This is a genomic window from Jeongeupia wiesaeckerbachi (assembly GCF_050916355.1).
Classification (GTDB): Bacteria; Pseudomonadota; Gammaproteobacteria; order Burkholderiales; family Chitinibacteraceae; genus Jeongeupia; species Jeongeupia wiesaeckerbachi.
In genome coordinates this window covers 2,486,921-2,512,153 of sequence record NZ_CP136946.1, presented here as the reverse complement: position 1 = coordinate 2,512,153, position 25,233 = coordinate 2,486,921, and the positions used below count along the sequence as shown (strand labels likewise).

At 61.4% G+C, this 25,233-nt stretch carries 40 protein-coding genes and 1 other RNA gene; 20 read left to right on the top strand and 21 right to left on the bottom strand.

What is annotated here, in order from left to right:
- Positions 1–50: 50 nt before the first annotated feature.
- The 20 genes from R0382_RS12350 to R0382_RS12255 form a co-directional block, all read right to left on the bottom strand.
- Positions 51–689 carry a Vat family streptogramin A O-acetyltransferase gene (locus R0382_RS12350; RefSeq protein ID WP_432719894.1) on the bottom strand — a complete coding sequence of 213 codons (639 nt, stop codon included), beginning with the start codon at positions 687–689 and terminating at the stop codon, positions 51–53.
- Positions 690–707: 18 nt separating this feature from the next.
- Positions 708–1,286: an MFS transporter gene (locus R0382_RS12345; RefSeq protein WP_432719893.1), complete on the bottom strand. Its 579-nt coding sequence runs from the start codon at positions 1,284–1,286 to the stop codon at positions 708–710.
- 67 nt (positions 1,287–1,353) lie between these two features.
- Entirely contained in the window at positions 1,354–1,854 is a 501-nt protein-coding gene (locus R0382_RS12340) for a CinA family protein (protein WP_432719892.1), read from the bottom strand.
- A gap of 13 nt (positions 1,855–1,867) precedes the next feature.
- Positions 1,868–2,434: an oligoribonuclease gene (gene orn / locus R0382_RS12335; protein ID WP_432719891.1), complete on the bottom strand. Its 567-nt coding sequence runs from the start codon at positions 2,432–2,434 to the stop codon at positions 1,868–1,870.
- A gap of 575 nt (positions 2,435–3,009) precedes the next feature.
- Positions 3,010–3,348 carry a phage protein Gp27 family protein gene (locus R0382_RS12330; protein WP_432719890.1) on the bottom strand — a complete coding sequence of 113 codons (339 nt, stop codon included), beginning with the start codon at positions 3,346–3,348 and terminating at the stop codon, positions 3,010–3,012.
- A gap of 3 nt (positions 3,349–3,351) precedes the next feature.
- Positions 3,352–3,723 (bottom strand): Mor transcription activator family protein, encoded by a 372-nt coding sequence (locus R0382_RS12325; protein ID WP_432719889.1) that lies wholly within the window; start codon positions 3,721–3,723, stop codon positions 3,352–3,354.
- Entirely contained in the window at positions 3,720–4,316 is a 597-nt protein-coding gene (locus tag R0382_RS12320; protein ID WP_432719888.1) for a gp16 family protein, read from the bottom strand. Before R0382_RS12320 ends, R0382_RS12325 begins: the two co-directional genes overlap by 4 nt.
- An RNA gene (locus R0382_RS12315) (hammerhead ribozyme type II) lies at positions 4,317–4,379 on the bottom strand.
- A 2-nt stretch (positions 4,380–4,381) separates the two neighbouring features.
- Entirely contained in the window at positions 4,382–4,669 is a 288-nt protein-coding gene (locus tag R0382_RS12310) for an HU family DNA-binding protein (RefSeq protein ID WP_432719887.1), read from the bottom strand.
- Positions 4,666–4,848: a hypothetical protein gene (locus R0382_RS12305; RefSeq protein WP_432719886.1), complete on the bottom strand. Its 183-nt coding sequence runs from the start codon at positions 4,846–4,848 to the stop codon at positions 4,666–4,668. The genes R0382_RS12310 and R0382_RS12305 overlap by 4 nt, the downstream gene beginning before the upstream one ends.
- A 13-nt stretch (positions 4,849–4,861) precedes the next feature.
- Positions 4,862–5,068, bottom strand: a complete 207-nt coding sequence (locus R0382_RS12300; RefSeq protein ID WP_432719885.1) for a hypothetical protein — start codon at positions 5,066–5,068, stop codon at positions 4,862–4,864.
- A 1-nt stretch (position 5,069) separates the two neighbouring features.
- Positions 5,070–5,681, bottom strand: a complete 612-nt coding sequence (locus tag R0382_RS12295; RefSeq protein WP_432719884.1) for a DUF3164 family protein — start codon at positions 5,679–5,681, stop codon at positions 5,070–5,072.
- Positions 5,678–5,980, bottom strand: a complete 303-nt coding sequence (locus R0382_RS12290; protein ID WP_432719883.1) for a hypothetical protein — start codon at positions 5,978–5,980, stop codon at positions 5,678–5,680. Before R0382_RS12290 ends, R0382_RS12295 begins: the two co-directional genes overlap by 4 nt.
- A gap of 11 nt (positions 5,981–5,991) precedes the next feature.
- A complete protein-coding gene (locus R0382_RS12285; protein WP_432719882.1) occupies positions 5,992–6,291 on the bottom strand; it encodes a hypothetical protein in 300 nt (99 codons plus the stop codon).
- The gene (locus R0382_RS12280) at positions 6,285–6,587 is read right to left on the bottom strand and encodes a hypothetical protein (RefSeq protein WP_432719881.1); all 303 of its coding nucleotides are present in this window, start codon (positions 6,585–6,587) and stop codon (positions 6,285–6,287) included. The genes R0382_RS12285 and R0382_RS12280 overlap by 7 nt, the downstream gene beginning before the upstream one ends.
- Before the next feature lie 3 nt (positions 6,588–6,590).
- A complete protein-coding gene (locus R0382_RS12275; RefSeq protein WP_432719880.1) occupies positions 6,591–7,775 on the bottom strand; it encodes an ExeA family protein in 1,185 nt (394 codons plus the stop codon).
- A 9-nt stretch (positions 7,776–7,784) separates the two neighbouring features.
- Entirely contained in the window at positions 7,785–9,554 is a 1,770-nt protein-coding gene (locus R0382_RS12270; protein WP_432719879.1) for a transposase, read from the bottom strand.
- A gap of 1 nt (position 9,555) precedes the next feature.
- Positions 9,556–10,569: a hypothetical protein gene (locus tag R0382_RS12265; protein WP_432719878.1), complete on the bottom strand. Its 1,014-nt coding sequence runs from the start codon at positions 10,567–10,569 to the stop codon at positions 9,556–9,558.
- Positions 10,570–10,581: 12 nt separating this feature from the next.
- Entirely contained in the window at positions 10,582–10,896 is a 315-nt protein-coding gene (locus tag R0382_RS12260; RefSeq protein WP_432719877.1) for a helix-turn-helix domain-containing protein, read from the bottom strand.
- On the bottom strand, positions 10,893–11,366 hold the full coding sequence (locus R0382_RS12255) for a hypothetical protein (protein WP_432719876.1): 474 nt from the start codon (positions 11,364–11,366) through the stop codon (positions 10,893–10,895). The genes R0382_RS12260 and R0382_RS12255 overlap by 4 nt, the downstream gene beginning before the upstream one ends.
- A 112-nt stretch (positions 11,367–11,478) precedes the next feature.
- On the opposite strand from R0382_RS12255, the gene R0382_RS12250 reads away from it, so the two are divergent.
- Positions 11,479–11,793, top strand: coding sequence for a hypothetical protein (locus R0382_RS12250; protein WP_432719874.1), 315 nt, complete (start codon positions 11,479–11,481; stop codon positions 11,791–11,793).
- Between the two features lie 137 nt (positions 11,794–11,930).
- On the opposite strand, the gene R0382_RS12245 is transcribed toward R0382_RS12250, so the two are convergent.
- Positions 11,931–12,194, bottom strand: coding sequence for a DNA-binding protein (locus R0382_RS12245; RefSeq protein WP_432719873.1), 264 nt, complete (start codon positions 12,192–12,194; stop codon positions 11,931–11,933).
- A gap of 169 nt (positions 12,195–12,363) precedes the next feature.
- On the opposite strand from R0382_RS12245, the gene R0382_RS12240 reads away from it, so the two are divergent.
- The 19 genes from R0382_RS12240 (at position 12,364) to R0382_RS12150 (ending at position 25,218) form a co-directional block, all read left to right on the top strand.
- Positions 12,364–12,735 carry a hypothetical protein gene (locus R0382_RS12240; RefSeq protein WP_432719872.1) on the top strand — a complete coding sequence of 124 codons (372 nt, stop codon included), beginning with the start codon at positions 12,364–12,366 and terminating at the stop codon, positions 12,733–12,735.
- A complete protein-coding gene (locus tag R0382_RS12235) occupies positions 12,732–13,652 on the top strand; it encodes a hypothetical protein (RefSeq protein ID WP_432719871.1) in 921 nt (306 codons plus the stop codon). Before R0382_RS12240 ends, R0382_RS12235 begins: the two co-directional genes overlap by 4 nt.
- Positions 13,653–13,669: 17 nt before the next feature.
- Positions 13,670–14,050, top strand: coding sequence for a hypothetical protein (locus tag R0382_RS12230; protein WP_432719870.1), 381 nt, complete (start codon positions 13,670–13,672; stop codon positions 14,048–14,050).
- A 27-nt stretch (positions 14,051–14,077) separates the two neighbouring features.
- Positions 14,078–15,097, top strand: a complete 1,020-nt coding sequence (locus R0382_RS12225) for a nucleoid-associated protein (protein WP_432719869.1) — start codon at positions 14,078–14,080, stop codon at positions 15,095–15,097.
- The gene (locus R0382_RS12220) at positions 15,078–16,304 is read left to right on the top strand and encodes a hypothetical protein (RefSeq protein WP_432719868.1); all 1,227 of its coding nucleotides are present in this window, start codon (positions 15,078–15,080) and stop codon (positions 16,302–16,304) included. Before R0382_RS12225 ends, R0382_RS12220 begins: the two co-directional genes overlap by 20 nt.
- A gap of 67 nt (positions 16,305–16,371) precedes the next feature.
- The gene (locus R0382_RS12215) at positions 16,372–16,800 is read left to right on the top strand and encodes a M15 family metallopeptidase (RefSeq protein WP_432719867.1); all 429 of its coding nucleotides are present in this window, start codon (positions 16,372–16,374) and stop codon (positions 16,798–16,800) included.
- Positions 16,800–17,033: a hypothetical protein gene (locus tag R0382_RS12210; protein WP_432719866.1), complete on the top strand. Its 234-nt coding sequence runs from the start codon at positions 16,800–16,802 to the stop codon at positions 17,031–17,033. The genes R0382_RS12215 and R0382_RS12210 overlap by 1 nt, the downstream gene beginning before the upstream one ends.
- Before the next feature lie 171 nt (positions 17,034–17,204).
- Positions 17,205–17,372 (top strand): hypothetical protein, encoded by a 168-nt coding sequence (locus R0382_RS12205; RefSeq protein ID WP_432719865.1) that lies wholly within the window; start codon positions 17,205–17,207, stop codon positions 17,370–17,372.
- Positions 17,365–17,964 (top strand): hypothetical protein, encoded by a 600-nt coding sequence (locus R0382_RS12200; protein WP_432719864.1) that lies wholly within the window; start codon positions 17,365–17,367, stop codon positions 17,962–17,964. Before R0382_RS12205 ends, R0382_RS12200 begins: the two co-directional genes overlap by 8 nt.
- On the top strand, positions 17,961–18,191 hold the full coding sequence (locus R0382_RS12195) for a TraR/DksA C4-type zinc finger protein (protein ID WP_432719863.1): 231 nt from the start codon (positions 17,961–17,963) through the stop codon (positions 18,189–18,191). The genes R0382_RS12200 and R0382_RS12195 overlap by 4 nt, the downstream gene beginning before the upstream one ends.
- Positions 18,188–18,565 (top strand): hypothetical protein, encoded by a 378-nt coding sequence (locus tag R0382_RS12190; RefSeq protein ID WP_432719862.1) that lies wholly within the window; start codon positions 18,188–18,190, stop codon positions 18,563–18,565. The genes R0382_RS12195 and R0382_RS12190 overlap by 4 nt, the downstream gene beginning before the upstream one ends.
- On the top strand, positions 18,558–18,872 hold the full coding sequence (locus tag R0382_RS12185; RefSeq protein WP_432719861.1) for a hypothetical protein: 315 nt from the start codon (positions 18,558–18,560) through the stop codon (positions 18,870–18,872). Before R0382_RS12190 ends, R0382_RS12185 begins: the two co-directional genes overlap by 8 nt.
- Positions 18,872–19,417, top strand: coding sequence for a DUF3486 family protein (locus R0382_RS12180; protein ID WP_432719860.1), 546 nt, complete (start codon positions 18,872–18,874; stop codon positions 19,415–19,417). Before R0382_RS12185 ends, R0382_RS12180 begins: the two co-directional genes overlap by 1 nt.
- Positions 19,414–20,916, top strand: coding sequence for a terminase large subunit domain-containing protein (locus R0382_RS12175; RefSeq protein WP_432719859.1), 1,503 nt, complete (start codon positions 19,414–19,416; stop codon positions 20,914–20,916). The genes R0382_RS12180 and R0382_RS12175 overlap by 4 nt, the downstream gene beginning before the upstream one ends.
- A gap of 11 nt (positions 20,917–20,927) precedes the next feature.
- On the top strand, positions 20,928–22,409 hold the full coding sequence (locus R0382_RS12170; protein WP_432719858.1) for a phage portal protein family protein: 1,482 nt from the start codon (positions 20,928–20,930) through the stop codon (positions 22,407–22,409).
- Complete coding sequence (locus tag R0382_RS12165) at positions 22,402–23,241, top strand: phage head morphogenesis protein (protein ID WP_432719857.1); 840 nt, start codon at positions 22,402–22,404, stop codon at positions 23,239–23,241. The genes R0382_RS12170 and R0382_RS12165 overlap by 8 nt, the downstream gene beginning before the upstream one ends.
- The gene (locus R0382_RS12160; protein WP_432719856.1) at positions 23,241–23,378 is read left to right on the top strand and encodes a hypothetical protein; all 138 of its coding nucleotides are present in this window, start codon (positions 23,241–23,243) and stop codon (positions 23,376–23,378) included. Before R0382_RS12165 ends, R0382_RS12160 begins: the two co-directional genes overlap by 1 nt.
- A complete protein-coding gene (locus R0382_RS12155) occupies positions 23,371–23,853 on the top strand; it encodes a phage virion morphogenesis protein (RefSeq protein WP_432719855.1) in 483 nt (160 codons plus the stop codon). Before R0382_RS12160 ends, R0382_RS12155 begins: the two co-directional genes overlap by 8 nt.
- 216 nt (positions 23,854–24,069) lie before the next feature.
- Positions 24,070–25,218 (top strand): peptidase, encoded by a 1,149-nt coding sequence (locus tag R0382_RS12150; RefSeq protein WP_432719854.1) that lies wholly within the window; start codon positions 24,070–24,072, stop codon positions 25,216–25,218.
- The last annotated feature ends 15 nt before the right edge of the window (positions 25,219–25,233 follow it).

Below are 25,233 nucleotides of genomic sequence, written 5' to 3'. Positions count from 1 at the left end.
ATCCGTCAGAATGATCGGCGTGGCATCTGGCCACAGCGATCGAGTCAATATCAGTCAGCGGCAACACGCAGCAATGCCTCGGTATCGCCCGAAACAATCAGCGGCAGATGCCGGGTGATTTTCTCGGCAGGCCAATCCCACCACGCCAGCGCTTCCAGGCGTGCCACGATCCCCGGATCGAAGCGCTGTTTAATAGGCTTGGCCGGATTGCCGCCAACGATGGTATACGGCGGCACATCGGCCACCACCACGGAACGGGACGAAACAATCGCGCCATTGCCGATCTTCACGCCCGGCATGATCAGCGCTTCGTAGCCGATCCAGACATCATTGCCGATGACGGTATCGCCTTTGTACGGCAGCTCGCCCGGCTTGGGCATGACTGTTTCCCAGCCATTGCCGAAAATATAGAAAGGGTAAGTCGAAACACCCGAGAGCTTGTGGTTGGCGCCATTCATGATGAATTTCGCCCCGCGCGCTATCGCGCAAAACCTGCCGATGATCAGCTTGTCGCCAATGAACGGAAAGTGATACAGGACGTTGCGCTCGAAGTTCTCGGCATCTTCCGGGTCATCGTAATAACTGTAATCGCCCACGATGATGTTCGGATTACGCACGGTGTTCTTGATGAAGCACACCTGCGGAAAACCTGCCATCGGATGCGGGTTGGTCGGATCGGCGCCGTTCATGATGTTTCCCAAGCTGGCTCAGTCGTCCTGACCGAGCTCAATCACATATTCGGTCATCGGCAGGCTGGAGCTGATGTCGAAGGTGCAGCCGACTTCGACGCCGATGCGGGCGATATCCAGTGCGCTCAGATCGTCGCGGTCATACACCGCCTGCATCGCGCCCAGCGCGTAATCGTGGCCGCTGCCGATCGCCCAGAAGCGTGCATATTCGTAGACTTCGCGCAGGCTGTAGACGCCGAAAATGCCGTGCTTGTTGGCGATCAGCGCCGTCAGCTGGCTCGATTCGTACGGATCGTCCTCTTCCTCGTCGGGCTTGAGGAAGAAGTCTTCCTTGAGCTTCGGATGCAGCTTGCGGAAGCTCTCGAAAATCGCCACCCGACTGGAAAAATCCAGCGTCTTCGATTTTTTCAGTGCAGCCTGGATCACCAGATCGTGCGCGGCGCTGCCGGAGATCGAGAAATAACTGCCATGCGATTTGAAGATCTTGTTCCACTGGGCGTCAAAACCCGCGCCCAGCGCGGTATCGCCAAAGGTGGACTGGCTGTCGGCCGCAATGGCGACCTGATTGTTCTTTCTGACGACGACGACGGTAGTCACCGGCTTTCCTTGATCGGTTGCGCGCGCCGCGCAGGCGCGACAGGCTGTTGGCGGACGACGATGGCGGTCATCGGATTTCCTTGATCAGCTGCACCAGCCGATCAAGACCATGCGCGACGGTCTGCCGGCGCACCGCGGCGCGATCGCCCTCGAATACGCGGCGTTCGGTGACGATGCCGGCTGGCGTGCCCAAGCCGAACCAGACGGTGCCGACCGGCTTGTCGTCGCTGCCGCCACCGGGGCCGGCAATGCCGGACACCGCAATGCCCCATTCGGCGCTCGCCGCGGCCATCGCCCCCTGCACCATCGTCGCAACCACCGGCTCGCTCACCGCGCCGAGGCCCTGGATGAAGGCCGGCGGCACGTCGAGCATGTCGACTTTGGCGCTATTGCTATAGGTGATGAAACCACGGTTGAACCAGTTGCTCGAGCCGGCGACATCGGTGATCGCGCCGGCAATCAAGCCGCCGGTGCACGATTCGGCCGTGGTCACGCTGTGGCCGCGCGCCAGCAACAGCCGGCCCAGTTCGACCGCCAGCGCCTCGGTATTCAAGATGGGGGCGTTCATCGCGTCCTCAAGCTCAATCGACCAGCAGCGGCGACACCGGCGCCTTCAGGAAATGCTCGCGGTAGAACTTCATTTCGTCGATCGATTCGTAGATGTCGGCCAGCGCCTCGTGACGGGCCTTCTTCTTGAACTGGCGATGCACATCCGGCTGCCAGCGCTTGCACAGCTCCTTCAGCGTCGACACATCCAGATTGCGGTAGTGGAACCAGACTTCCAGCTTGGGCATCCAGCGCGCCATGAAGCGCCGGTCCTGACAAATCGAATTGCCGCACATCGGGCTGGTGCGCTGCGGTACGTATTGCTGGATGAACGCCAGCGCCTCGGCCTCGACGGCCTCGACGCTCAGGGTCGACGCCTTGATCCGGTCGATCAGGCCCGAGCGGCCATGGGTCGACTTGTTCCAATCATCCATCGCGTCGAGCACGGCATCCGGCTGATGCACCGCCCACGCCGGCGATTCGGCGACGGTGTTGAGCTGGCTGTCGGTAATCACGATCGCCAGTTCGATGATCTTGTCGTTCTGCGGATCGAGACCGGTCATTTCCATGTCCAGCCAGATCAGGTTGTTCTGATCGACCATAGCAAATCCTTTTTTCAGTGGCTTGTGTGGGCCGGGCCGGCATCGCGCTGCTGCGCGGCGAGCCGGGCCGGCCGGAGTCTGGCTCCGATTTTAGCATCGAAGCCCGTCCGGCCTTTTGCCGCGGGCATATTCACCGCAAGGATCTACCGCTTGCACCGTCGGCGCCCTACCGTTCAGCAGGCCGTCAGCCGTACGGATTGATTTGCTGCAATGCAGCATTAGACTGGAAATCGGAGTGTCGCTCTGCCATGCGGCCTCCTGTCCCCCTTCCCCAGCGCACGCGTTGGGGATTTTTTTTTGCCATGTGCCCAACCAGTACACCTCTCCGTTCTGGCCGGCCAGCCACCCCAAAGCGGAGACATCGGGCTCGACTCGCTCAAGCCACCTGCTACCGAAAACCTGGATGACTGAGGGTGAGGGGGCTGATGCGCAGCAAACCTCTGCGCGAAATGCACAGCCTGATGGGGTGCGAGATAAATCCCAGTACAGGGGTGAGATAAATATGGGAAGCGCTGGGACTCACTGGTAAAGGATGGAATCCTTCGTGCAAAGAGTTTGCAGCCAGTGAAACCCAGTCAACCTCCAGACAGAACCCAGTTGAGATAACGTTTTGCCACCTGAACTGCATCATCTGGGTTGGTGATGGCCGCTGATTCAAGGCACCTCATTCGCAACTCGACCAGCGCCTGACTATCGACTGCGCTACGAAAGAACTCATCAGCGATGCTTTCCATCTTGTTGGTCTTCAACTCTTGGCCAAAGCGATGCAAAGAGGACTTCGATACGGTGTAGCCCTCATCTCGCAACCACTCGGATAGAAATACATAGTTGCCGTAGCCATTCTCTATAATCTTCTGTGCCAAGGTCTGCCTTAGATGTGCTGGCAACGTATAGATAACGGCAGTTCGCCCCATCCCTCAATCCTCGTCCTCTTCGTTCTCAAACAACCCGCCTTGGCGTCGTGCCATTTCCTCCGCACGAACAGCTTTGATGATCTTGTACACCCACTGCAGCGACACGCCGAACTCTCGGGCCAAATCACTCTGGTTGGTGCCATTGAACTTGTCATAGATGCTGCGATCGCGCTGGGACAGCTTATACGACAGACCCATCGGGAAGTAGATGTTCTGTCCGCCCCAATGACCCGCCATACGATCCGCGACCTCGCGGCCGAGCTGCTCAGCTCGTGCACCCTCGACGCCAGCCAACTCGACCAGCGCCGCGGCGGTATGCAGGGCCAAATCGACCAGCAGCTCCGGCCCCTTGCTCCTCATCTCGTTGCCTTTCATGCGCAAGCCTCCCTGTGTGCTTGTTTGCGTTCATCCAGCCACTGTTTCACCGCGGCCAGGTTTGCCTTGGAGCGATCCGGCAAGCCGGTCACCTTGGCGCACAGCTTTGATACCGCCTCGAGCTGCTCGTACTGCAGTCCGCCAAAGCCGCAACGCTCGGCGATCGCCAGCGCATCGCGATCGCGCCACTTCTTCAGGCTCTCGATCATGGCCAGCGTCTGCTCACCGTTGAGCCACTGCAGCGCGTCGACGCGAGTGATGCGCTTGCAATAGGCCGCCAGCGCTGCCTCAGACGGATTGCCCACATAGCCGAGCTGGTGCAGCTCCAGCCAGAGGCCGCGCATCATGCGCGACTGGGCGTCTTCGGCCAGCGGCCGGCTTTGCGGTTTCTTCGGCTTCACCTTGAAGCCTTTTTTCTTCAGCGCCCCGACAACGCGGTCGAGCTGCGACTCGCTCAGGTTGCTGGTTGAACTGAGGCCGGTCTCGTTCTTCAGCATCAACCGATAGGTCTCGTCGTCCATCGACAAATCGCGCTTGGCGACATGGATCAGCCGGATCAGGCGCTGACGGTTGCTGTACTTTTCTTGTGTCATCGTGGGCTGCTCATCAGTACCGGACCACCACGCCCGGCAGACCGCCTTACGGCGGTTTCGCAGAACTACGCCAGCGCGTCTTTCAGCACCTTGGCCGGAGTGAACTTGAGCGCCGATTTGGCCGGAATCTCGATCGACTCGCCGGTGCTTGGATTGCGCCCCATGCGGGCGTTGCGATGCTTCACGGCCAGCTTGCCCAGCTCAGGCAGCACGACTTCGCCACCGCCTTTGAGCGTCGCAGTTGACACGTCACCAAGCGCCTTGAGCGTGACTTCAACGGCTTTTTTGCTCAGGCCGGGGCATTCGAGTTCGGCAATACGGTGGATCGCTTCCAGCAGTTCTTTCTTGGTCATGCGATTTCTCCTTGGTGGTTGGGTCGGGATTGCTTGGGTTCGTTATCGGGTCGGCTCAGGATGCTCATCGCGAGCAGTTGAGCCGGTGTAGGCAAGTGCGCCAGCGGTGGCTTGAAATTGCTGTACACGCTGATGCCACCAGAAGGCGTGTCTTCAATGACGACGGTGATCAGTGCCATGGCACCTCCGGTTTCAGCCCGCGCGGCTTTTTGCATCGCGCATCATTTGGGTCATGTCGTGGGCATAAGGGCCAGAGATCAAGGCGATGGCAACGGTACGACCGTTCTTCAGCTCCATCTCCACCATCTCAAGCTGATTTCCTTCGGCCTCCTCGGCCTCTTTGAACAGGTCCACGACGGTGGTCATGCCCCACTCAAACAGATTGGTCAGCTTGGCCATCTCACACCCCCGCCAAATCAAGCCGGACGGCTTCGAACTTGCCGGTGCCAGCATTGCGACGCTCAATCCGCACGTAGGCTTTCGAGCACTGGACGCGCAACGAGTCGGACAGCGCCCGCATGGCGCGCTGCCACTTTTCATCGACGATATCGAGGCGTCGCAGACCCAGCACGCGGCCTGTCGAGATGTTGCCAGCCTTGTCGGTCTGGAACGCATCGGCAATCAGCGCCTTCACTTCCGGCCGGGCGTCCTCGGTCCATTGGTGCACGCACTCGTCGATCAGTGTTTTGGCCGCGAGCAACCCTTCGTCGAAGGCCAGCGTATCGCTGATGGCGCGCACCACGCGGGTATTGCCATCGAAACTGGTCAGCGCCACGTTGCCTTTCTCGCCGCCCACGTCGGCGCCGTATCGCTCGGCCGACATCGCGACGAATGCCTCGATGTCCGCAAACAACTCGGCTTTGAAGCGAGCCAGCTCATCCTGGATCGCCATCGCCTTGGCGTAGGTCTCGGCGACGAACTCGTCTCGCGACAAATCGATCGGCTTGATGATGTCGACCGGCACCAGACGGCCTTTGCCATCCTTCATGTATCCCTCGGGGATCGCGTTCATTGCGTGTTCCTCAATCCAATCTGTTGTTTCAATTTCGCCAGCGCAGTCCTGTTCTTCTGCAGGCGCTCTGGCGTGAAAAATTTGTCGTTGCCCGGCTCCGCCTTGGCAGACCTCGGTGGCTCGGGCACCGGCGTTTCAAGCGGGCGAGATACTCGCTGCTCCGGCCTGCCGGCCTGTGCCGCCTGGTAGTCGTCCCACACCGCCCGGCGTGCCTTCTGTCGATCCATGCCAGCACGCACCAGGCGCTCCGCTTCGTCGGCCAACTGTTGCTTCGTCTCCGTATCCAGTTCGATCGCCACATGCGTCCCAGTCATACTGCGTGCACCTGCTCGCGTTGCTCCTGGTAGGTCACGCGCACCTGGTCGATGGTCAGGTGCACGGTGTCGACCTCCGGCGTGCGTGCAATCCAGAGCGATTTCGCTGCCCGGCGTGCCGCGCCTGCAGTAGCCGGGTCGACGTGAATCGTCAGGTGGCGATCAAACTCGATGCGCAGCACGCGGACGCCCAAGGTGCGCAGCTTGCGGATGACGCGGTTTTGCAGGTTCAGGCGGGTCTGCGTCGTCGGCGTCAGTACGCGAGGCAGCCAGTGGATCGTCGTTGCGTTCAGCATGGATTCACCTCCGATTCGTACCAGCAGACCGGGCAGCCGTTGATTTCGACCTGCATGCGCACGCGCGGGCCGCAGTCGTCGTGGACACGCTCGCTGACCTCGGCACTAAATCGGCGCTTGAGCTGCTCGATCCTGGGCGTGGTCTTGATCAGCACATAGGGCTGCACACTCTGTGATGCGTTTTGCAGTACCGGCAGGAAGCCGTGTGCGATCAGCCAGTCGATCGCAGCGAGGCAGCGCTCGGTGTCGTCGCGCAAGCGCTTGGCCTGCACCAGGGCGTGTTCATACAGGCCCATCGCTCACACCTCCGCAACGACGTCGGCGGTGACCCGTGGGACACCGAATTCGGCAGCCGCGTTCAGCGCCGCGGTCAGCACGTTGTGCACGGCCAGCGGGTACAGCACCGAGTAGGCCGTCTGGCCGCGCTTGTCCTGGCCGGACAGTTTTGCGGTCAGCGCCTTCAACGCGGCGTCATCCACCACCTCGTCGAGCGCTCGGCCGGCGCGCTCGAAACGTGCGGCCAGGTAGGGTTTCAGATGCTCGCCCAGCGGTTGCAGTGTCACCATCTCGCAGCGCTGGACCACCTCGCGCACGTGCGGATTACGCTCGTCCAGCTTCATCGCCAGTTCGGACTGGCCGATCAATACGATGCCGAGCAGTTTCTTAAAGCCATCCTCCAGTTCAAAAAACCGCTTCAGGTGTTTCAGCGTCGGGATCGGCAGGCTGTGTGCCTCTTCAATGATCAGCACGTGACTGTGGCCCGCGCGGGCCGAATCGCGCAGCACATTGAAGACCTGATTGAAACGCGCCTCCGGACTCGATTTGGGAGCCACCAGCGGTGCCACGGCCGCCATGATCGACTCGGCAATGTGGTTGCTCTTGAGCGTCTTGCCCTTGATGTCGTTGTCCTCCATCCCAAGCACATGCGGCTGGATCACGATGACCGGCAAGTCCTGGGACTGGGTGCGGGTGATCAGGTCTTTGCGCAGCGTCGACTTGCCCGCGCCTGACTCGCCGACGATGGCCATAAAGCCGCCGTGGCGAGCGATTTGGAACATCGACTCTCGCACATACCGCACATCGGCGGAGGCATAGACCTCGTCGCTACCGCGCACATCGTCGAACGGATCGCGAGTCAGGCCGAAATGGCGGCGGGTTTGTGGTTGCAGGACTTGCTTTCGCAGTAACATCGGGGCCTCCGGTTCTTGGTCGATTGCTGCTTCTTGGGGCTGGGGATCGGATGCCGGCACGTTGGCGCGTGCCGGTGTCCACTCTTCAAATGCGTCTTGCAAATCAGTCGCCATGAGGCCGGCCTCACGCAAGTACGCCAGGATCGAATCGGCCAATGCGTCGCGATCCAGTGACTTGGGCCAGTGACCGTGATTGACCAGTTGTGCCACGGTGGCGGCGCTGAGCTTGAGGTGCGCGGCCAGTTCGGTTTGCCTGCGGCCGGCTTGGGTCAACAGCTGTTTGAGCTTGAGCATGTCCTTCTCCTAAGCGGCCGAGCGCACGATGCTCAGTGCCGGGCGGCGCATGGCCTGTTCGATGTCGTCGAGCGCGTCTTCCTGCGCACCCTGCGGGTATTGCTTTTCCAGCCAGGCGTAGCTTTCGGTCGTCCAGGCATCGCCTAGGCGCGGCTTCAGCAGCTTGGCCAGCTCGAACACGTTGAGCGGCGGCAGCTCGACCTTCGGCGGTGTCAGCCCGTGCTCGGTGCCACGGCGCGGCAGGTAGGTCGGCAGCTGCGCATCCTCGACGTGCTTGTAGGGATTGAACCGGCCACCGAACGGCAGCGCCTTGGCTTTGCGCGCCGCTTCGGCTTCGGCGGGCGTAGTAGCCCCGGTGGCGAGCTGCTCGACTTCCTTGGCCGCAAGCTGCGCCGGCGTGTCTGCGTGGGCGCGATAGCTCTGGCCGATGACCGCTGCGCTCTCAGCAAAGCCGAATTCCGACTTGATGACCTCGGGCACGACATGGAACACCTCGTGACCATCCGCGTTGGTCAACACGACCTGGGCGGCGTCGCTGCGCCACGGGTTGCGGGTAACCATCAGCTTTTCGCCGACCATCACGCCCGGCACGGTCGACACGTCGTATTCGCGCCCTTGGAACGAAACGCGCAGCTTCGGCGTGACCTTGCGGCTTTCGGGCGAGGCAACCGCCAGTTCCCGACAAACCTCGATCGACGGCGCCTTGATCAGCTGGCTGGCCAGAATCGTCATCCAGACCTGATTGCGCGTCTTTCCGTGGCGGCGGTGTTTCTCGGTCGTGTTGAACATGGCTCGCCACTCCCTTGCCAGTGCGTTCAACTCCGCCAGATTGGCGACACGGCGAAACTTCAGGCCCGGCTCGAACTTGCGCTCGATGATGTCGCGGGCCTTTTCCACCTGGCCGGTGGCGCGCGCGTTGCCGACCTTGTGCACGATCAGCTCGATACCCAGCGCCTTGCACAGGTTGCGGGTCATCGCCGCCGTGTTGGCCGAGCCGGCGTCCAGCATCAGGATGCGCGGTACACCATGCAGCAGGTCGGCACCCAAGCGCGCCTGCATTGCATTGATCAGCACCGAGCACAGGTTCTCGCCACTTTCAGCGCCCATCACGTACTCGACGTAAATCCAGCCGCTCGCATGATCGGTGATCTCGTAAGACCAAACCCGGTCCGCGGCGATGCGTGCCACGTTCTTCGGCTTGTTCTTGTAGAACTGATCGTGCGCCATGATCTGCAGGCCGGTGTCGCGAACCTTGATCGACGCCGACGGCATCAAGTAATAGAGCACGCACAGGCTGGCATCGATCTGCCAGACGTGATTCGGGTGCAGGCTAGCCAGTTCGGTCACCGGCGCCGGGGCAGACAGCTGATCCGGGTGCAAGCCATAACCGCGCAGCGCCCGGCTGATGGTGCTTTCCGACAGCGGTCGAACTTCACCGGTATCTTGGTCGATGAACTCGGCGCGAATCATCTCGTTCGCGCGTAGCGCATCAATCGCATCGCCAATGGCATACAGGCGCTTGCCGTTCTTGCGGGTGGACTCCATCAGCAGCGTCGAGATCGTCACCGCCTCGTCACGCGTCAGACTGGTTTCGCCGGCATCGGCGCGGCGCTTGCGTGGTGCGCGCACCGTCAGTTCGGCCAGCTTCTTGTGCAGCGTGGCCAGGCTGATGCCGAGTTCGGCGCAGGCCGCCCGGTAAATGGCGGTCTTCCGGCCGTGCCCCGCGGTAGCGGCGGCACGGGCCACCGCGTACAACCGTTCATTGAGCGCGGCACTCATCTCAGGCCCCTTGCGCGGTGCCGGCGACCGGCAAGCCGTTGGCGTCGAAGCTCATGCCCATCGACTGACCTGCTTGGCGAATGGCAGCCAGCGCCTCTTCTTCCGCGCCTTCGCGCAGCCACGCCGGCGTGGCGTCGCCGCTGGGCGCATCGGCGATATCAAACTCGCCGCGCAGCTGGTTCAACGCGAACTGCAGCTGTGCCACCAAACCGGCCATGAAGTCGGCGTGCGCGCTGCCGTGATCGGTACTGTGCTGCTGCAAGGCATCGAACGCCGGCTTGAGCGCGCGTAGCTCGGTTTCCGCCCGGGACATCATGGCCGTCGCTTCGGTGCGAATCTGTTCACCGATCTCGGCCGGGCTCAGCGCCTGCACCTGCCGCGTGGTACGCACCAGCTTCTCGTCGAGCTCGTCGATCTTGCTGTTGCGCGCTTCAAGCACGCGGTCTTTGTCAGTCAGGCTGTCGCGGGCCTCGCGCAGTTTGGCGCGCAGCTCCTTCACGCTCATGGTGGCGACGTCGTCGAGCGTGAGCTCGCCGGTCGATCCGGTGAGTTCGAGTTCCTCGATCTGCTCGTCGTCGAGCACCAGCATTTCGAACAGCTTGGATTGATTGCCGATAGCCTTCGTCAAAAGCTGCGACGTCGCAGCTTTTGAAAACTTCATCGCCGCCTGCATGAATCGAATAGCGACGGTATGTTCAATACCCAATACCTCCAATCTGGCAGTGAACTGCCCGTGCTCGCAAGCGGCCTTGAGCACGGCCAGCCCTCGGCCCACTTCCAGGCAGGCTTCGACGCTGCGGCGCATATTGGCGGCGATATCGCGCTGGATCAGATCGGGGTCGATGCAATCGGCGGGCAACTGGTAACCCAGCTGCACCGCAACGGCACGGACGCGGCTGTCCTGTTGATCCATTGCCTCACGGACAACGATTTCCCTGGCGGTGTCGTCCGGCAGCGTACCGCCGATGAAATCGGGGCCGACTGCCTCTACGATGGTGAGCGGTTTGCGAGCCATGGGCTTTTCCTCTTAGCGGGGTTGGCGCGTATAGCGCTGGGTGAATTCATCAACGGCAGCCTTCAGGCGCCGCATTTCTTCCTGATGGGCGCAGGCAAGCTGCACCAGCTTGGGCGTCAGTCGCCAGCAGTCCTCGCGGCCCGGTACGCGCTCGGCCAAACCTTCCTCGGCCAGCACCTGCAGATCGCGCAGCGCCATCGGCGAACTGACCTGCAAGGCATCGGCCACCTGTTTCAGGCGCAGCCCCTCAAAGCTGTGGCCCTGCAGCACCCACACCAAACGAAAGGCGCGGCGGACCGATTGCGCCGGCTTGCTGGTTTCGCTCATTCGTCCGCTCCCAGCGCCAGTTCGGGCTGGCTGTGTTTTTCGATGTTGACGCGATGCCAGGCCAAGCCGGCCATTGCCGCGTGAATCGCCGACAGTGCCTGATGCTCATCCGTGTTGCCGGCAGCGAAGGCCAGGATCTGGCCGACTGCGTCGTTCAGTACCGTCTGCAGTGCATTGATGTCTTTTGCGCTGGTGGAGCGGCCGAGCGGAACCGAAATCACCAACCGGCCCGCCTTCAGTGCCAACCAATCGCTGAGAAAGTGCGCACCGCACGCGTGTTCGAACGGAGGGATCAGGATTGCTGGCATGCGGCCATTGCTGGCGTACTTGTAGAGGTCGTGGTGGCTGAAACCAGCAAGATCAGCCACGCCCTCGACTGAAAGGTTTCTGTGGTCTCTGGCATAGCCGAGGCAGCCACGAATGGCTGACGTGGAGTCGGCGGCGACGAACCTGTTCCAGCTGCGCTTCATGGCTGGAACCCCGGTTTTACTGGCATTCCAAATAAATAAGTTTTTTCGCCCTGTGCAAGACCGTTGCAGCTTGCGATAGTGACGGCATATGATTCGCGTAAGGAAAAAGACCATGTCGCAAGCGCAGGATTGGGAGCAACGCCACGCAGCGCTGGAGCTGCAGGTTGAACAGCTACGCGCGGAAATCGACCGCGTTGACGATTGGGCCAATGGCCTGTTCGTGGTGCTGTGCGACTTGCTACCGCCGCTGTTGAAAGCGCAACCAGAAATCGCCGCGAGCTTGGCGCCGAGATGGAAGGACGTCGCGGCGCGATTCGATGCGGCAGCTGCGCAGACAGGCCAAGCCGACGACTACGAGCCTTTGGAGCAACTGGAAGCCCGGAAGAAGCTGTACCGGATTGCTGAGCAGCTTGGAGCATGGCCATAGCCTCACTGAGAGAAATCAGCACCTTGCCGTTGTCGCGTGTCATCGTTGCGCGTAGCTGTTTTGCGCTGTCCAGTGGAGTGGGTTGGACGTTGCCGCCGAGAATCGGGAGGTCAAAGTGATCGAGCTTCATGACGGGCTCAGGCAGCGCGACGTTCGGCGATGCGGCGCTCGGTTCCTTCGCGGCGCTCCAGGGCGCGGGCCGGGTCGGCGCAGATTTCGCCTTCCTTGATGCCGAGCTTGATGGCGATCTCGTGAGATTGGCCACGGACGCACTTCTTGCGGCCGCCGAGCACCTCGAACACGAGGTTCGGTGAGTATTTGTTGGCGATCGCCCACTGGGTGATCGAAATGCCTTGGGCTTCAAGCGCCGCGCGCGCTTCGTCCGGGGTGCGCAGTTTCATGTTGGGGCTCCTGTTGAAGGGGCAGCGGCGCTGGAAGTAGTGCCGATTAAGTTGCCGTTCGTGGTGGGACGGTGTGAATTGATTATGGTAACTAAATAGTTACCAGTCAAGCGTATGTGGAGATTTTTTTGTGACCATCGGGGCACGCCTACGGGAAGAGCGAGAGCGCTTGGGATTTGCTCAGCCAGCGTTTGCTGGCTTGGCGGAAACGACCAAGAAGAGCCAGATCGACTATGAGAAAGACTTAACGCAGCCGAAGGCCGGATATCTGGCAGCTATCGCCAAAGTTGGTGCTGACATTCAGTACGTCGTTACCGGAGTTCGCTCGACTGCAGCACTCACAGAGGATGAGCAGGAACTGCTAGGACTGTTCCGGGCGGCGCCACTGGCCGTCAAAGCCTCGGCAGTTGCAGGCCTCAAGGCAGGCTCGGCACCGACAGCCCCCACCAAAGGACCGCGTTACACGGTCGACTATGGCAATGCCCAGATCGGCCAAGCTTCGGCGGGAGACATCGTCAACAAAAACGGAAAGAAGAAGTGACGCAAGACGGGGATGAAGGCAAAACGGTCAGTTTTGGCGGGGCTCAGATTGATCAGGCGGCTGCCGGCGACATCAACAACTACTACGGCGAAGACAAAGGCCGGGAGTTGAATGCGGCGGAGAAACGGGAAATTCACCTGAAGGTGGAGCGCCTGTCGGCGATCACTAACGAGGCCTTGGTCGAGATCCGCTCTCGCCTCAAGACGTTGTTCAACGCCGGTATCAACGAGCTTCGGCTTGAGCAGCGGGATGCGGTCAACAAGCTGCTAGATGCCTGGAACGAAGTTGCAGAGCTGCAGCACAATAGAACTCAGCAAAGTGCCGAGCTGGACGAAAACGCGGGTGCGATGACCAAGGTTGTGCAACAAGTCACCGCCTTATCCGCACAGCTCAAGTTGAGCACAGCGCACGAGCAGCAATATCTGCAGCAACTGGCGGAAGTAAGGCACCAAGCGAAGCAATACCAAGAGCAACTGACCGAAGCACAACGCCAAGCGGAGCAGTTGCGCTTGGCCAAGCCGCTGCGCCCCTTGTGCCAGACCTGCAGCACCACCACGGCCCGCCTGGCGCGTAGCCGCCGAGGTTTGTTGCTCGCCGCGGGCATCGCTGTCGTCGCGGTATTGGCCACGGCCTATTTTGGTTATCAGGCGTACACCGCCACCAATGCGGCGCAGGCTGCCGAGGCCCGGTTGTCGGTGTGCGAGTTCGACGGCAAGCCATATACCGTTGGCAGCATCGTCGCTAACGACGGTGCTGCCGATCTTGAGTGCGTGCGTCCGGAAAAGCTGGCACTGCCGTACTGGCAGGCCGTCAAGCCGCCGCCGGTTAAGCCCAAAGCGCAATCCCGCAAACGGCCTCGGCCGACTACTCCTGAGCCGGAGTTGCCAGTGATCAATATCCAGAAAGAACTGTTCTAACGCCAAGAGGAAACGCAATGGCAGCAGTCGAGGTTTTGGCAGGTGATTTCCCGCCCGGCCGGGCGGAGTTTGGCTGGGGATTACTGGTGTTCCCGAAGAAGCCCAAGCAGGGATTCCCGGCGGCGATCACCGTTAAACCGAGTGAAGAGCTGTTGACTGTTGAGCAAATCAGCGAAGAGGCGGCCAGCCGAATGGCCGGAGCCGCTGGGCTCGGCTTAGCCGGTGGCGCCATGTTCGGCGTAGCCGGCCTGGTCATCGGCGGACTACTCGGGGCCGTAGACAAAAAACCGGCTTCGATCCTCCTTGCCGCGACCTTCACCGAGGGCCGGAAGATGCTAGCCAAAACGGATCGCAAGACATTCGAAAAACTACAAGCTACTGCATTCACAAATTTTTAAAAATACCAAATCGCAAGGGAGAAGGAATTGCAAGTAGAAAATTTCATCGTGCATAAACTCAAGAAAGAGCAGCACAAACGAGAAGCAACCGTAGAGCTTCGAGATGACCCTTTGCCAATTGACGAGACTATTCAGCGCTTGGTCGAACAACTACATAAGCTGTATAGCAGTCGGCTTGGAAAAGGGTATGGTCGTTTCGAGGAAAGCGAAGATGAATACCCGACCGTAAAATATGTGCGGCAGCACTACGCAGATGATGAACTCAGCTTCGTCGAGATGACGCAGCGCATGATGCAGCACCTTGCAAATCGCGCATCACAAGAACTTTTGGCAAGTGGAGGCTACGTCCTCTTTACGACGATCACGAACGACAACACTGAATATTTACTTGTCGCGATGGTTACCGACGTGGTCGGTGCCGCGATCACTGAGCAACTTGCGGTAGCGGCCAGCATTCACCTTGATATGAGCCAACTACGCGTTGCTGGCCGAATAAGTTTGACGGCATGGCGAGCTGACAAAGAACGCTATATCGGATTTTTAAAAGGTCGCAGCGATGTAGCCGAGTATTTCAAACTGTTCCTTGGTTGCAACGACGTTTTGGAAGCGCTGAAGGAAACCCAAAAGCTGGTGCGGGGGCTGGAAACATTCGCCGAAACGCAGGGGCTGTCTACTGAGGCCAAGGACAGCTTGTTCGAGGATGCACATGGGTATCTGGAGCAGTTACGCAAGGATGGCACTCCGGTCAGTCTTGAGGCACTGATCAATCGGCTGTGGCCAGAAGAGCCAGAACTGCTCCGCAGCACGCTGATCAGCGACGAGCTTTCGCTATCCGACGGGTTCGTACCTGATCGACGCGCAACCAGACGACTGATAAAGTTCGAAGGCAAGTCCGACTACTGGAAGCTAACTTTCGACAGAAAGGCGATCCGTTCGGGCCACCTAAAGTATGACCGAAACCGCGACACGATCGTCCTGTCGAGCATCCCTGACCACTTACGCCAAGAGTTGATTGAAGAGCTCAATGATGAGCAAGGAGAAATTTGAACAGCTGGTATCAGTGTATCGAGCGACCCAGTTCGAGGCCTGCGCTCGTGCAGGCACACTGACTGTCGCCACCACTGAACAGCTGACGCTTCTCATAAAACTTTTCGATGACCCGCGAGAGTTCGGGCTCGCTTATAGCGGCCTTGATGCCTCCAAGATCAACGTTGGCGACACCATCCATTTCCATGTAGAGGATCCTAGGGTTGGGTTGGGATGTTTTGCGCAATCTTTGGAGGATGTGCTCAACTTCCGGACAGGTCGCATACGAGCCCAGAGGTTCTTCCTCTTAGATGAGGTATGGGCATCGGGTGATGCCGATCCTCCCGAGCTAGTAGCGCGTTATCAAATAGTGCTGAAGCTGATCGAGCTATTCGGCGAGTGTGCTGCGTATCTTGATAAAGACGCTCAAGAGCTAGTACTGGTCGATGGCGGAAAGTTGACCATACCGGTGAGCTACTCGGTTAAGCACTTAACAGAGCTCGATGTTCGTAAGGTCGAGGAGCTTTTAAGCCGCTTTGGACTGGATACTCATCGCGAGCAAAAACTGTCGATTCTAGCGAAGGAGATTCGAGCGATCTGTTCTCCGATAACGCTACGAAACCGCTTTGCTTTTCTGCTTGAACACGTTGCAGAGCTGCTCAAGCGTTTCGACGAAGGATATCGCCTGTTTGTGGCCGATTTTTCGTATGAGAAAATCGTCAACCAGATGGAAGTTGCAAAGCTTGAAGAACTGGCAAAAATCCACAAAACATTCGCTGATGTGCAAAACCAGATTTTAGGCATTCCTGTTGCCACGATTATTGTGGCAACGCAGCTTAAGCCGACGTCAGCCGTTGACGCCACTTTGTGGGTTAACTCTGCGGTTCTCGTCGGGGTTTGGGTCTTTGCGATTTTGACGTGGCTGGTTCTACGTAACCAACTTCATACCCTTAATGCGATCGAAGAAGAAATTGATCGCAAATGGAAAAAAATCGAAACCGATTATGCTGCAATCAAGGACATTGTTTCCGGCACCTTTACCGCCTTGAAGCATAGGTTGCGTACTCAGCGGGTTGCATTTCGAGCTGTCGATGCCGTAGTTGTTGTAGGCGTTCTCATGGCTCACATTGTGTATTTAGCCTTGACGAAACCAGCCTTGATTTTTGTGTGTAGCTATTCGGTGCAGCTATTCCAATATCTATGTGATCTAAGTCAGAGCCTGCCTTAAACCTCATTAAAAGCCCTCCCCGAACATGCCGCCGAATATGGCGGCATGTTCACGTCTGGAGGGCGCCATGCCTAGCCGCAAGATCGAAGACCTTCACCCGGATTTGCAGCCGATCTGCCGCGAGTTTCTGCGGCGCTGCGAGGCCGCCGGGCTGGATATCCTGATTACCTGCACCTACCGCTCGAACGCCGAGCAGGACGCGCTGTACGCCCAGGGGCGCGGCGTGCACGGCCCGCGCGTCACCAATGCCCGCGGCGGCCAGTCCGAGCACAACGCCACGCTGAACGGCAAGCCGGCTGCGCGTGCGTTCGACATCGTGCCGCTGGTCAACGGCAAGCCGATGTGGGACGACAAACACACGTCGTGGCTGGTCGCTGGCCGGATCGGCATGGAGCTGGGGCTGAACTGGTATGGCCGCCCCGGCGCACCGTTCCGCGAGTTCCCGCATTTCGCCTTGCGATTGAACGCGCAGCCCGCGCAACGAAAGGTGTCCTGATGCGCGTGCTCGAACTCATCTCCAACGCGGATACCGGCCGCCTCTCACACACCAAGCTCTGGGCCAATGTGGCCTGCGCGGCCAGCACCGGCATGTTTGTTTACCAGGGCGTGAAGGACACGCTGTCGGTCGACACCTGGCTGGTCTACCTCGGCCTCGTCGGCGGCTACGTCGCGGCACTGCGCCTGATTGAAGCCTTGCGCGGCAAGCGCGCTGCGGATCAGGAGAGCTGATATGGGCTGGCCTCAATACATCTACTTGTTTCTTCTGGTGTTTGGGCTTGGCATGGAGCTTAACCGCCATGGTCAACCCAAAAGCGGGCGGCACAGCTTCTGGAGTTCGTTGGTTGCAACCGGAATTGTTCTTTGCCTGCTCTTAACTGGTGGCTTCTTCGGGGGGCTGACATGCGCAGCATCCTGACGCACTTCTTCATGGCGCTGACCAACTGGATGCCGTCGCCGCGCTATTCGGTGTCGGGTTATCCAGCGCCGAGCCGGCGCCCGAGCGGTGCGGCTGCTATCCAGCGTACCGCGCGCAAATCCCGCAATCGTCGGAGGGCTCGCCGTGCTTGATCTCTATCGCGTTGCCGCTGGTCACGCAGTACGTATCGGCGCCATCGCCCTGTCAATCGGCCTTGCCGGCTGGATGGGTTACAGCGCCGGCACCAGCAAAACCACGCGGGTCTACGAGGCCAGGCTGGCCAGGCAGGACGCCGACCATGCGAATGTGCTCAGGGTCGCCGCTGAAGCCGCGACCGACACGCTGGGCAAGGCGTTGGTGACGCAGCAGTTCTACGCCTCTGAGGCGCATCGCGTCGGCTTGCAGTTGCTCAACACCCAGGCCGCGCTGGCCAAAACCAAGGAGCTGCTCTATGCGCAGATCGATCGTGCCGTTCAGCAAGATGGCCCTCGCTTTACTGGCCTCGGCCCTGACAGCCTGCGCGTCTACCGCGCCCATCTCGGTTACGCCGCAGCCAGTGCTGATACAGGGGCCGCAGCCGACGCCGGAGATGCTGATCAAGCCAGCCAAGCCGCCAGCGCCGACCAAGGGCTACCACCGGCAGACCTTCTCGCCCACGCCGCCGACTACGGCGAGTGGTGCCAGCGGCTCGAAGCCCGAGTAGACGCCTATATCCAGCTGCATCAGGGAGCCGGCCTGCAATGACCGACGTATTCGACCGCGCCAGTGATCTGGAGCAACACCAGAGGGACCTGGCCATCGCCGCCGCGCGTACCCAGCCAGCCGGTGCAAGCCGGCTCGGCTGTGCGGATTGCGGCGAGTCCATCCCCGAACAACGCCGGATCAAGGTAGCGGGCTGCACCCGCTGCATTGATTGCCAGCAGCGCTTCGAAGCCCTGCGGCGCCAGTTTGGTGCGAGGGGGCCGACATGATGATCCAGGTTGATTTCTGGGCGCTGGTCTCGCTGCTGTTGGGGTTCTTCGGCTTCCTGTTCGCGGCGGGCAAGGTGCTGCTGGCGCAGGTCGATCGCCGCCTTGAGGAGCGGTTCGACTCGATGGAAGCCGCCCGTGCTGCAGCGGCCCAGCACTGGGATGCGCGGCTCGCCACGCTGATGAACCAGATGCAGCAGGAAGCGCAGGGCTTGTCCGCGCTGGAGCGCGACTTCCTGCACTTCAAGGCCGAGCTGCCGCTGCAGTACGTGCGCCGCGAAGACTATGTGCGCGGCCAAAGCGTGATCGAGGCCAAGCTCGATGCGCTCTACAACAAACTCGAAGTCGTTCAAATGAAGGGGGTGAACCATGGCTGACATCACCAAGGTGCGGCGCGAGTCGATGCGCTGGAACCTGATCAACACGCTGAACAAGGCCCGGCCGTACACCAGCAGCGAGCAGTTCCTGCTTGAGGTGATGCATGCCATTTACCCGGATGCGACCGCGCTGGAAGTCCGCCGCGAGCTGGACTATCTGGCTGATCGTGACTTGGTCGAATTGAACAAGACGCCTTCCGGCCCGTGGTTCGCGAACCTGACCCGCTACGGCGTCGACATCGCTGAATACACGATCACCTGCGAGCCGGGCATTGCCCGGCCGGCGAAGTATTGGGCGGAAGGCTGATGGGTCGCCAATCCAGCATCGACGGTCTGCCGGAAGACGTGCGCCGCTGGCTGGAGCGCGCACTGGCCGACAGCAACTTCAGCGGCTACCAGGCGCTGGAGGAGATGCTCCACGATCGCGGCTACGCCATCAGCAAGAGCGCCATTCACCGCTACGGCCAGAAGATCGAGCGGCGCTTTGCCGCGATCAAAGCGTCGACAGAAGCCGCGCGCATGCTGACCGAGGGCGCGGCCGACGATCAGGACGCCCGGTCAGAAGCGGTCATTGCCCTGGTGCAGACCGAACTGTTCGACAGCCTCATCAACCTGCAGGACGCCAGCGACGAGAAACTCACCCCGGCCGAGCGCATCGGCCTTTTGTCCGATGCGGCCAAGAACATCGCCACTTTGGCGCGGGCCAGCGTGAACCAGAAGAAATTCCGTCTGGAGCTGCAGGCGCGCGCGCAGGCCGCTGCCGATGCCGTCGAGAAGGTCGTCAAAACCGGCGGCCTCTCGGACGACGCGGCCAACGTCATCCGCAAACAGATTCTCGGGATCGTCGCATGACCGTCGCCGAGTCCCGCCTCGATCGCGCGCCGACCGTGCTGCTGCCTTACCAGCAGCGCTGGTGCGCTGATGAGACGCCGGTCAAGTTAATGGAGAAGTCGCGTCGGATCGGTTTGTCCTGGGGCGAAGCCGCGGACTCGGCGCTACTGGCCGCGAGCCAGCGCGGCATGGACGTCTGGTACATCGGTTACAACAAGGACATGGCGCAGGAGTTCATCCGCGATTGCGCCGACTGGGCCAAGCACTACAGCCTGGCCGCCGGCGAGATCGAGCAGACCGAAGAGGTCTTCAAGGATGGCGACGACGAGAAGGCCATCCTCTCGTTCGTGATCCGCTTTGCCTCGGGCTTCCGGATCACCGCGCTGTCGTCGCGGCCGTCCAACCTGCGCGGCAAGCAAGGCCGCGTGATCATCGACGAGGCGGCGTTCCACGAGAACCTGGCCGAGCTGCTCAAGGCCGCCATGGCTCTACTGATGTGGGGCGGTCAGGTTCACATCATCTCGACGCACGACGGCGTCGACAACGCCTTCAACGAGCTGGTCACCGATTCGCGCTCGGGCAAGAAGCCGTACAGCTTGCACCGCGTCACCTTCGACGACGCGCTGGCCGACGGGCTGTATCGCCGTATCTGCCTGCGCCGCGGCATCGAATGGACCGCCGACGGTGAAGCGGTCTGGGCCAAGGAAATCCGAGACTTCTACGGCGACGACGCCGAAGAAGAACTCGACTGCGTGCCGAAGAACAGCGGCGGCGCGTGGTTGAGTCGCGCGCTGATCGAATCACGCATGTCGGCCGATACGCCGGTGCTGCGCTGGGTGTGCAAGGAAGGCTTCGAGCTGCTGCCCGACCATATCCGCACCGCCGAGTGCCGCGACTGGCTGGAAGCCGAACTGGCGCCACTGCTCGCCGCCTTGCCGGCCGATGCGATCAGCTTCAACGGCGAGGACTTCGGTCGCTCCGGCGACCTGAGCGTGCACGTGCCGCTGATACAGACGCAGAACCTGGTGCGGCGCGTGCCCTTCATTATCGAGCTGCGCAATGTGCCGTTCCGTCAGCAGGAACAGGTGGCGTTCTACCTGCTCGATCGCCTACCGCGTTTCACCGGCGGCGCGTTCGACGCCCGCGGCAATGGCCAGTTTCTAGCCGAGGTCGCCATGCAGCGCTACGGCGCCAGCCGCATCCAGCAGGTGATGTTGTCGGAGTCCTGGTATCGCGAGCACATGGCGCCGGTGAAGGCCGCGCTCGAGGACGGCACGCTCGTCGATCTGCCGCAGGACGCCGACGTACTCGCCGACCTGCGGGCGGTGCAGATCATCAAGGGCGTGCCGCGCATTCCCGACTCGCGCACCACCGGCGCAGACAAAGGCAAGCGTCACGGTGACGCCGCCGTCGCTGTGGCGCTGGCTTACTTCGCCAGCCGCGAACTCAACAAGGGCCCGGTGTCGGTGAAATCCCGCCGCCGTCGCAAGGGCGCCCGTATCACCCAAGGCTACCAATGAGCAAAAGAGGCATGTGGGTTACGCCCACCGAGTTCGTCCAGTTTGGCGAGTCGACCAAGTCGCTGTCCGCGCAGATTGCTACTCGCGATCGCAGTATCGATTTCTACGGACTGAGTACCTACCTGCCCAATCCCGATACGGTGCTGAAGGCGCTGGGCAAGGACATCAAGGTCTACCGCGAGCTGCGTGCCGATGCCCACGTAGGCGGCTGCATTCGCCGGCGCAAGGCTGCGGTGAAAGCGCTTGAATGGGGTATTGATAAAGACCGCGCCAAGAGCCGCACCGCCAAAGCGATCGAAGCCATCTTCGCCAACCTCGATCTGTCCCGGATCATCACCGAGATGCTCGACGCGGTGCTCTATGGCTATCAGCCGATGGAAGTGATGTGGGGCAAGGTCGGCGGGCTGATCGTGCCGGTCGACGTCGTCGGTAAGCCGGCCGAGTGGTTCGTCTACGACGCGGACAATCAGCTGCGCATGTGCACCAAGCAGGCGCCGCTCAAGGGCGAGGAGCTGCCGCAGCGCAAGTTCCTCATTCCCAGGCAAGACCCGAGCTACGACAACCCGTATGGCTTCGCCGACCTGTCGATGGTGTTCTGGCCGACCACCTTCAAGAAAGGCGGCCTGAAGTTCTGGGTGCAGTTCACCGAGAAGTACGGTGCACCGTGGGTGATCGGCAAGCACCCGCGCGGCGCCAGCGACGCCGAGACCAACCTGTTGCTGGATCGGCTGGAAGACATGGTGCAAGACGCCGTGGCGGCCATTCCCGACGATTCCAGCATCGAGATCAAGGAAGCCGCCGGCAAGACCGGCAGCGCCGAGGTGTACGAGCGGCTGCTGCACTTCTGCCGCTCCGAGGTCTCGATCGCGTTGCTCGGCCAGAACCAGACCACCGAAGCCACTGCCAACCGTGCGTCGGCGCAGGCCGGGCTGGAGGTCACCCGCGACATCCGCGACGGCGACAAGGCGATCGTCGAGGAAGCCATCAACACGCTGATCCGCTGGACGTGCGAGCTGAACTGGGGTGATGCGGCCCGGCCGGTGTTCTCGATGTGGGAGCAGCAGGAAGTCGACAAAGTGCTGGCCGAGCGTGACGAGACGCTCACGCAGGCCGGCGCACGTTTTACGCCAGCGTACTTCAAGCGTGCCTATGGCCTGCAGGATGGTGACCTGGACGAGGCGCCGGCGGAGGACGCTGCAGCGGCCGCCGAGTTTGCCGACGCCCCGGAGGACGTCCCCTCAAAGGAGCGGGACGAAGCCGCCGACCAGCTCGCGCTGGACAAGGCGCTCGACGCCGTCTCGGCCGACGTGCTTGATGCTCAGGCTCGGCAGCTGATTGCGCCATTGCTGCAGCGGATCAACGATGGCTTGCCGCCGGACGAGCTGCTCGGCCAGCTCGCCGAGGTCTATCCGGACATGGACAGCACTGGCCTGCAGGAACGCCTGGCGCGGGCGATCTTCGTCGCCAAGGTCTGGGGCCGGTTGCATGGCTGAGATCGATCTCGCCTACTGCATGCGCTTGCCGCCGCGCGATGCGATCGCCTACCTGCAACGCAAGGGCTTTGCGATCAGCTGGGACTGGGAAGACACCTGGCACGACGCGCAGGCGACGGCGTTCACCGTCGCCAAGGCCACAAGGCTCGACATCTTGCAGGACATCCGCGATGCGGTGCAGACCGCCATCGACGAAGGCAAGACGCTGGCCTGGTTCGAGAAGGAGCTCACGCCGGTGCTGCAGGCCAAGGGCTGGTGGGGCAAACAGGAACTGGCCGATCCGGCCACCGGCGAAGTCCGCCCGGTACAGCTCGGCAGCGCTTGGCGCTTGCGTACAATTTACCGCGTCAATGTGCAGACGGCCTACATGGCCGGGCGCTTTCAGGGGCAGCTCGATAACGTCGATGATCGCCCGTACTGGCAGTACAGCGCCATTCTGGACGGACTGACGCGCCCGAGTCACCGTGCACTGCACGGCAAGGTGTTCCGCTATGACGACCCGTTCTGGGCTGTGTTTTATCCGTCCAACGGCTTCGGCTGCCGCTGCCGTGTCATCGCGCTGTCCGAAGGCAATGTTGCGCGCCAGGGTCTCAAGGTCGACGCCTCCGGCGACAAGCTCGGCAGCACGATGAAGCTGGTCTCGGGCCGGACTGGCGAGTATCGCGAAGTGGCGACCTATACCGAGACCGACCCGGCCACCGGCAAGAAGATCACGATATCGCCCGATATCGGCTGGAGCTACAACCCCGGCGCCGCGGCGTGGCAACCGGACCTGCAGCGCTACACCGGCACGCTGGCCGAGCTGGCCAGGGGCGAACTCGGGGACGGCTGATGCACAACGCGCACGTGCTGCTCTGGCTGCGCTGGCAGCACTACTGGGCCGTGCTGCAGCACCGGCAATTTGCCCAGCTGGTCTGGGTCACCGAGTACAACACCGAATCCAGACGCAGCGAGGCACACCATGGTTAGCCCCATCACCATCGACGATCACCAGTTGACCCGCGCACTGCGCAATCTGCAGCGCGCCGGCGGCGACCTCAGCGTACCGATGCGCAAGATTTCCCAGGCGCTGCTGTACGAGGCCGAGCGCAATCTCGCCGACGAAGGTCGCCCCAAGTGGGCGTCGCTGTCGCAGGTCACGCTGGATCGCCGCGCCGGCGGCGAGGGCAGTGCGTCGGACTTTCGTATTCTGCAGCACACCGGCGACCTCGCGGCTTCGATCACCGCCGACTATGGCCATGACTACGCGCTGGTTGGCAGCAACAAGGTCTACGCGGCCATGCAGCAGTTCGGCGGCGACAAGGCCGACTTCCCGAACCTCTGGGGCGATGTACCGGCCCGGCCGTTTCTGCCAATCGACGCCGACGGAAAACTCCAGCCCGAGGCCAAGGAAGAGGTGCTCGATACCGTGCTACGGCACCTCCAGACGGCCGCGCGGATTTAGCGTCGTGGCGCCGGTTTGATCGCCGGCACGTCCGAATCCCCGTCCCGGCTGCTATCCGCACGCCGTAAAGCTTTATAAAGCGGCCAGCGTGACTTTCCGGGCGTGCTTTCCATCGGCGGTCACCGCTTCCCCTCGGCACGGGGTGTCACCGGCGCATCGTCAACTCAGTAAACTGGATTAAAAGCCAGTCCCGCCGCTGCGGCCGATCATGGCCGCATGAAAACGCCCAAGCCCCTTCATATCTTCAAGCCCGGTACGTGGATCACCACCGCCGGCGAAGAGATTTCGTTCTCGCAGGCGGACCTCGACGCGACGGCGGCGGCCTACGACCCGACACGTCACAAGGCGCCGATCGTCGTCGGCCATCCGAAGAGTGATGACCCGGCGCAAGGCTGGGCCAAGTCGCTCTTAAGCAACGAGCGCGGCCTGTACGCCGAGCCGATGAAGGTCGCCCCGGCCTTCGCCGAAGAGGTCAACGCCGGCCGCTTCGGCACGATCTCCGCCAAGTTCTACCGCCCCGAAGACCTCAACAACCCGAAGCCCGGCATCTGGTATCTGCGTCATATCGGCTTCCTTGGCGCGCAGCCGCCGGCCGTCAAGGGTCTGGACGAACCGTCCTTTGCCGAAGACAGCACCGAAGACGACGGCTGCGTCTGCTTTCAGGAAGGCGTGGCCTTCGGTGGCTGGGGACTCGACACCAGCGCCTCGCTATTCCGCCGCCTGCGTGACTGGCTCATCGGCCAGCACGGCCAGGAGACGGCCGATCAGGTCGTACCTGACTGGCAGATCGAATCAATCCGCGAGGCCGCCCAACAGGAACGCAACGACGAGCGCGTCGAGGGCAGTTCGGCGTTTTCCGAATCCCATCCCCAACCCAATGACGAGGAGCACACCGTGACCCCGGAAGAGAAAGCACAGCTTGAAGCCGAGAATACCCGCCTGAAGCAACAACTGGCTGTGGCCGAGGCCGACAAGCGCAATGCCGCCGCGACCAAGCGCCACGGCGAACATGCGGCCTTTGCCGAAGGTCTGGTCGGCGAAGGCCGGCTGGCGCCGAAGGCCAAGGCCGCCGTGGTCGCGCTGCTCGATGCCGTCGACGGCGAAGCGCCGGTCGAGTTTGGCGAAGGCGATAGCAAGCAGCCGCTGGCCGATGCGTTCAAGTCCTTCCTTGGGGAGCTGCCCAAGGTTGTTGAATTCGGCGAGCACGCGACCAAGGACAGGTCGACCACCGGGGCCTCCGGCGCATCGGCTGAGTTCGCCGAGAAGTCGACCGACCCGGATCGGCTGGCGCTGCACCAGCGCGCAGTCGCACTCGCCGCCGAGAAAGGCATTCCCTACGAGCAAGCCGTGCGCTCGCTGGTTTAACCCCTGCTGACTCAA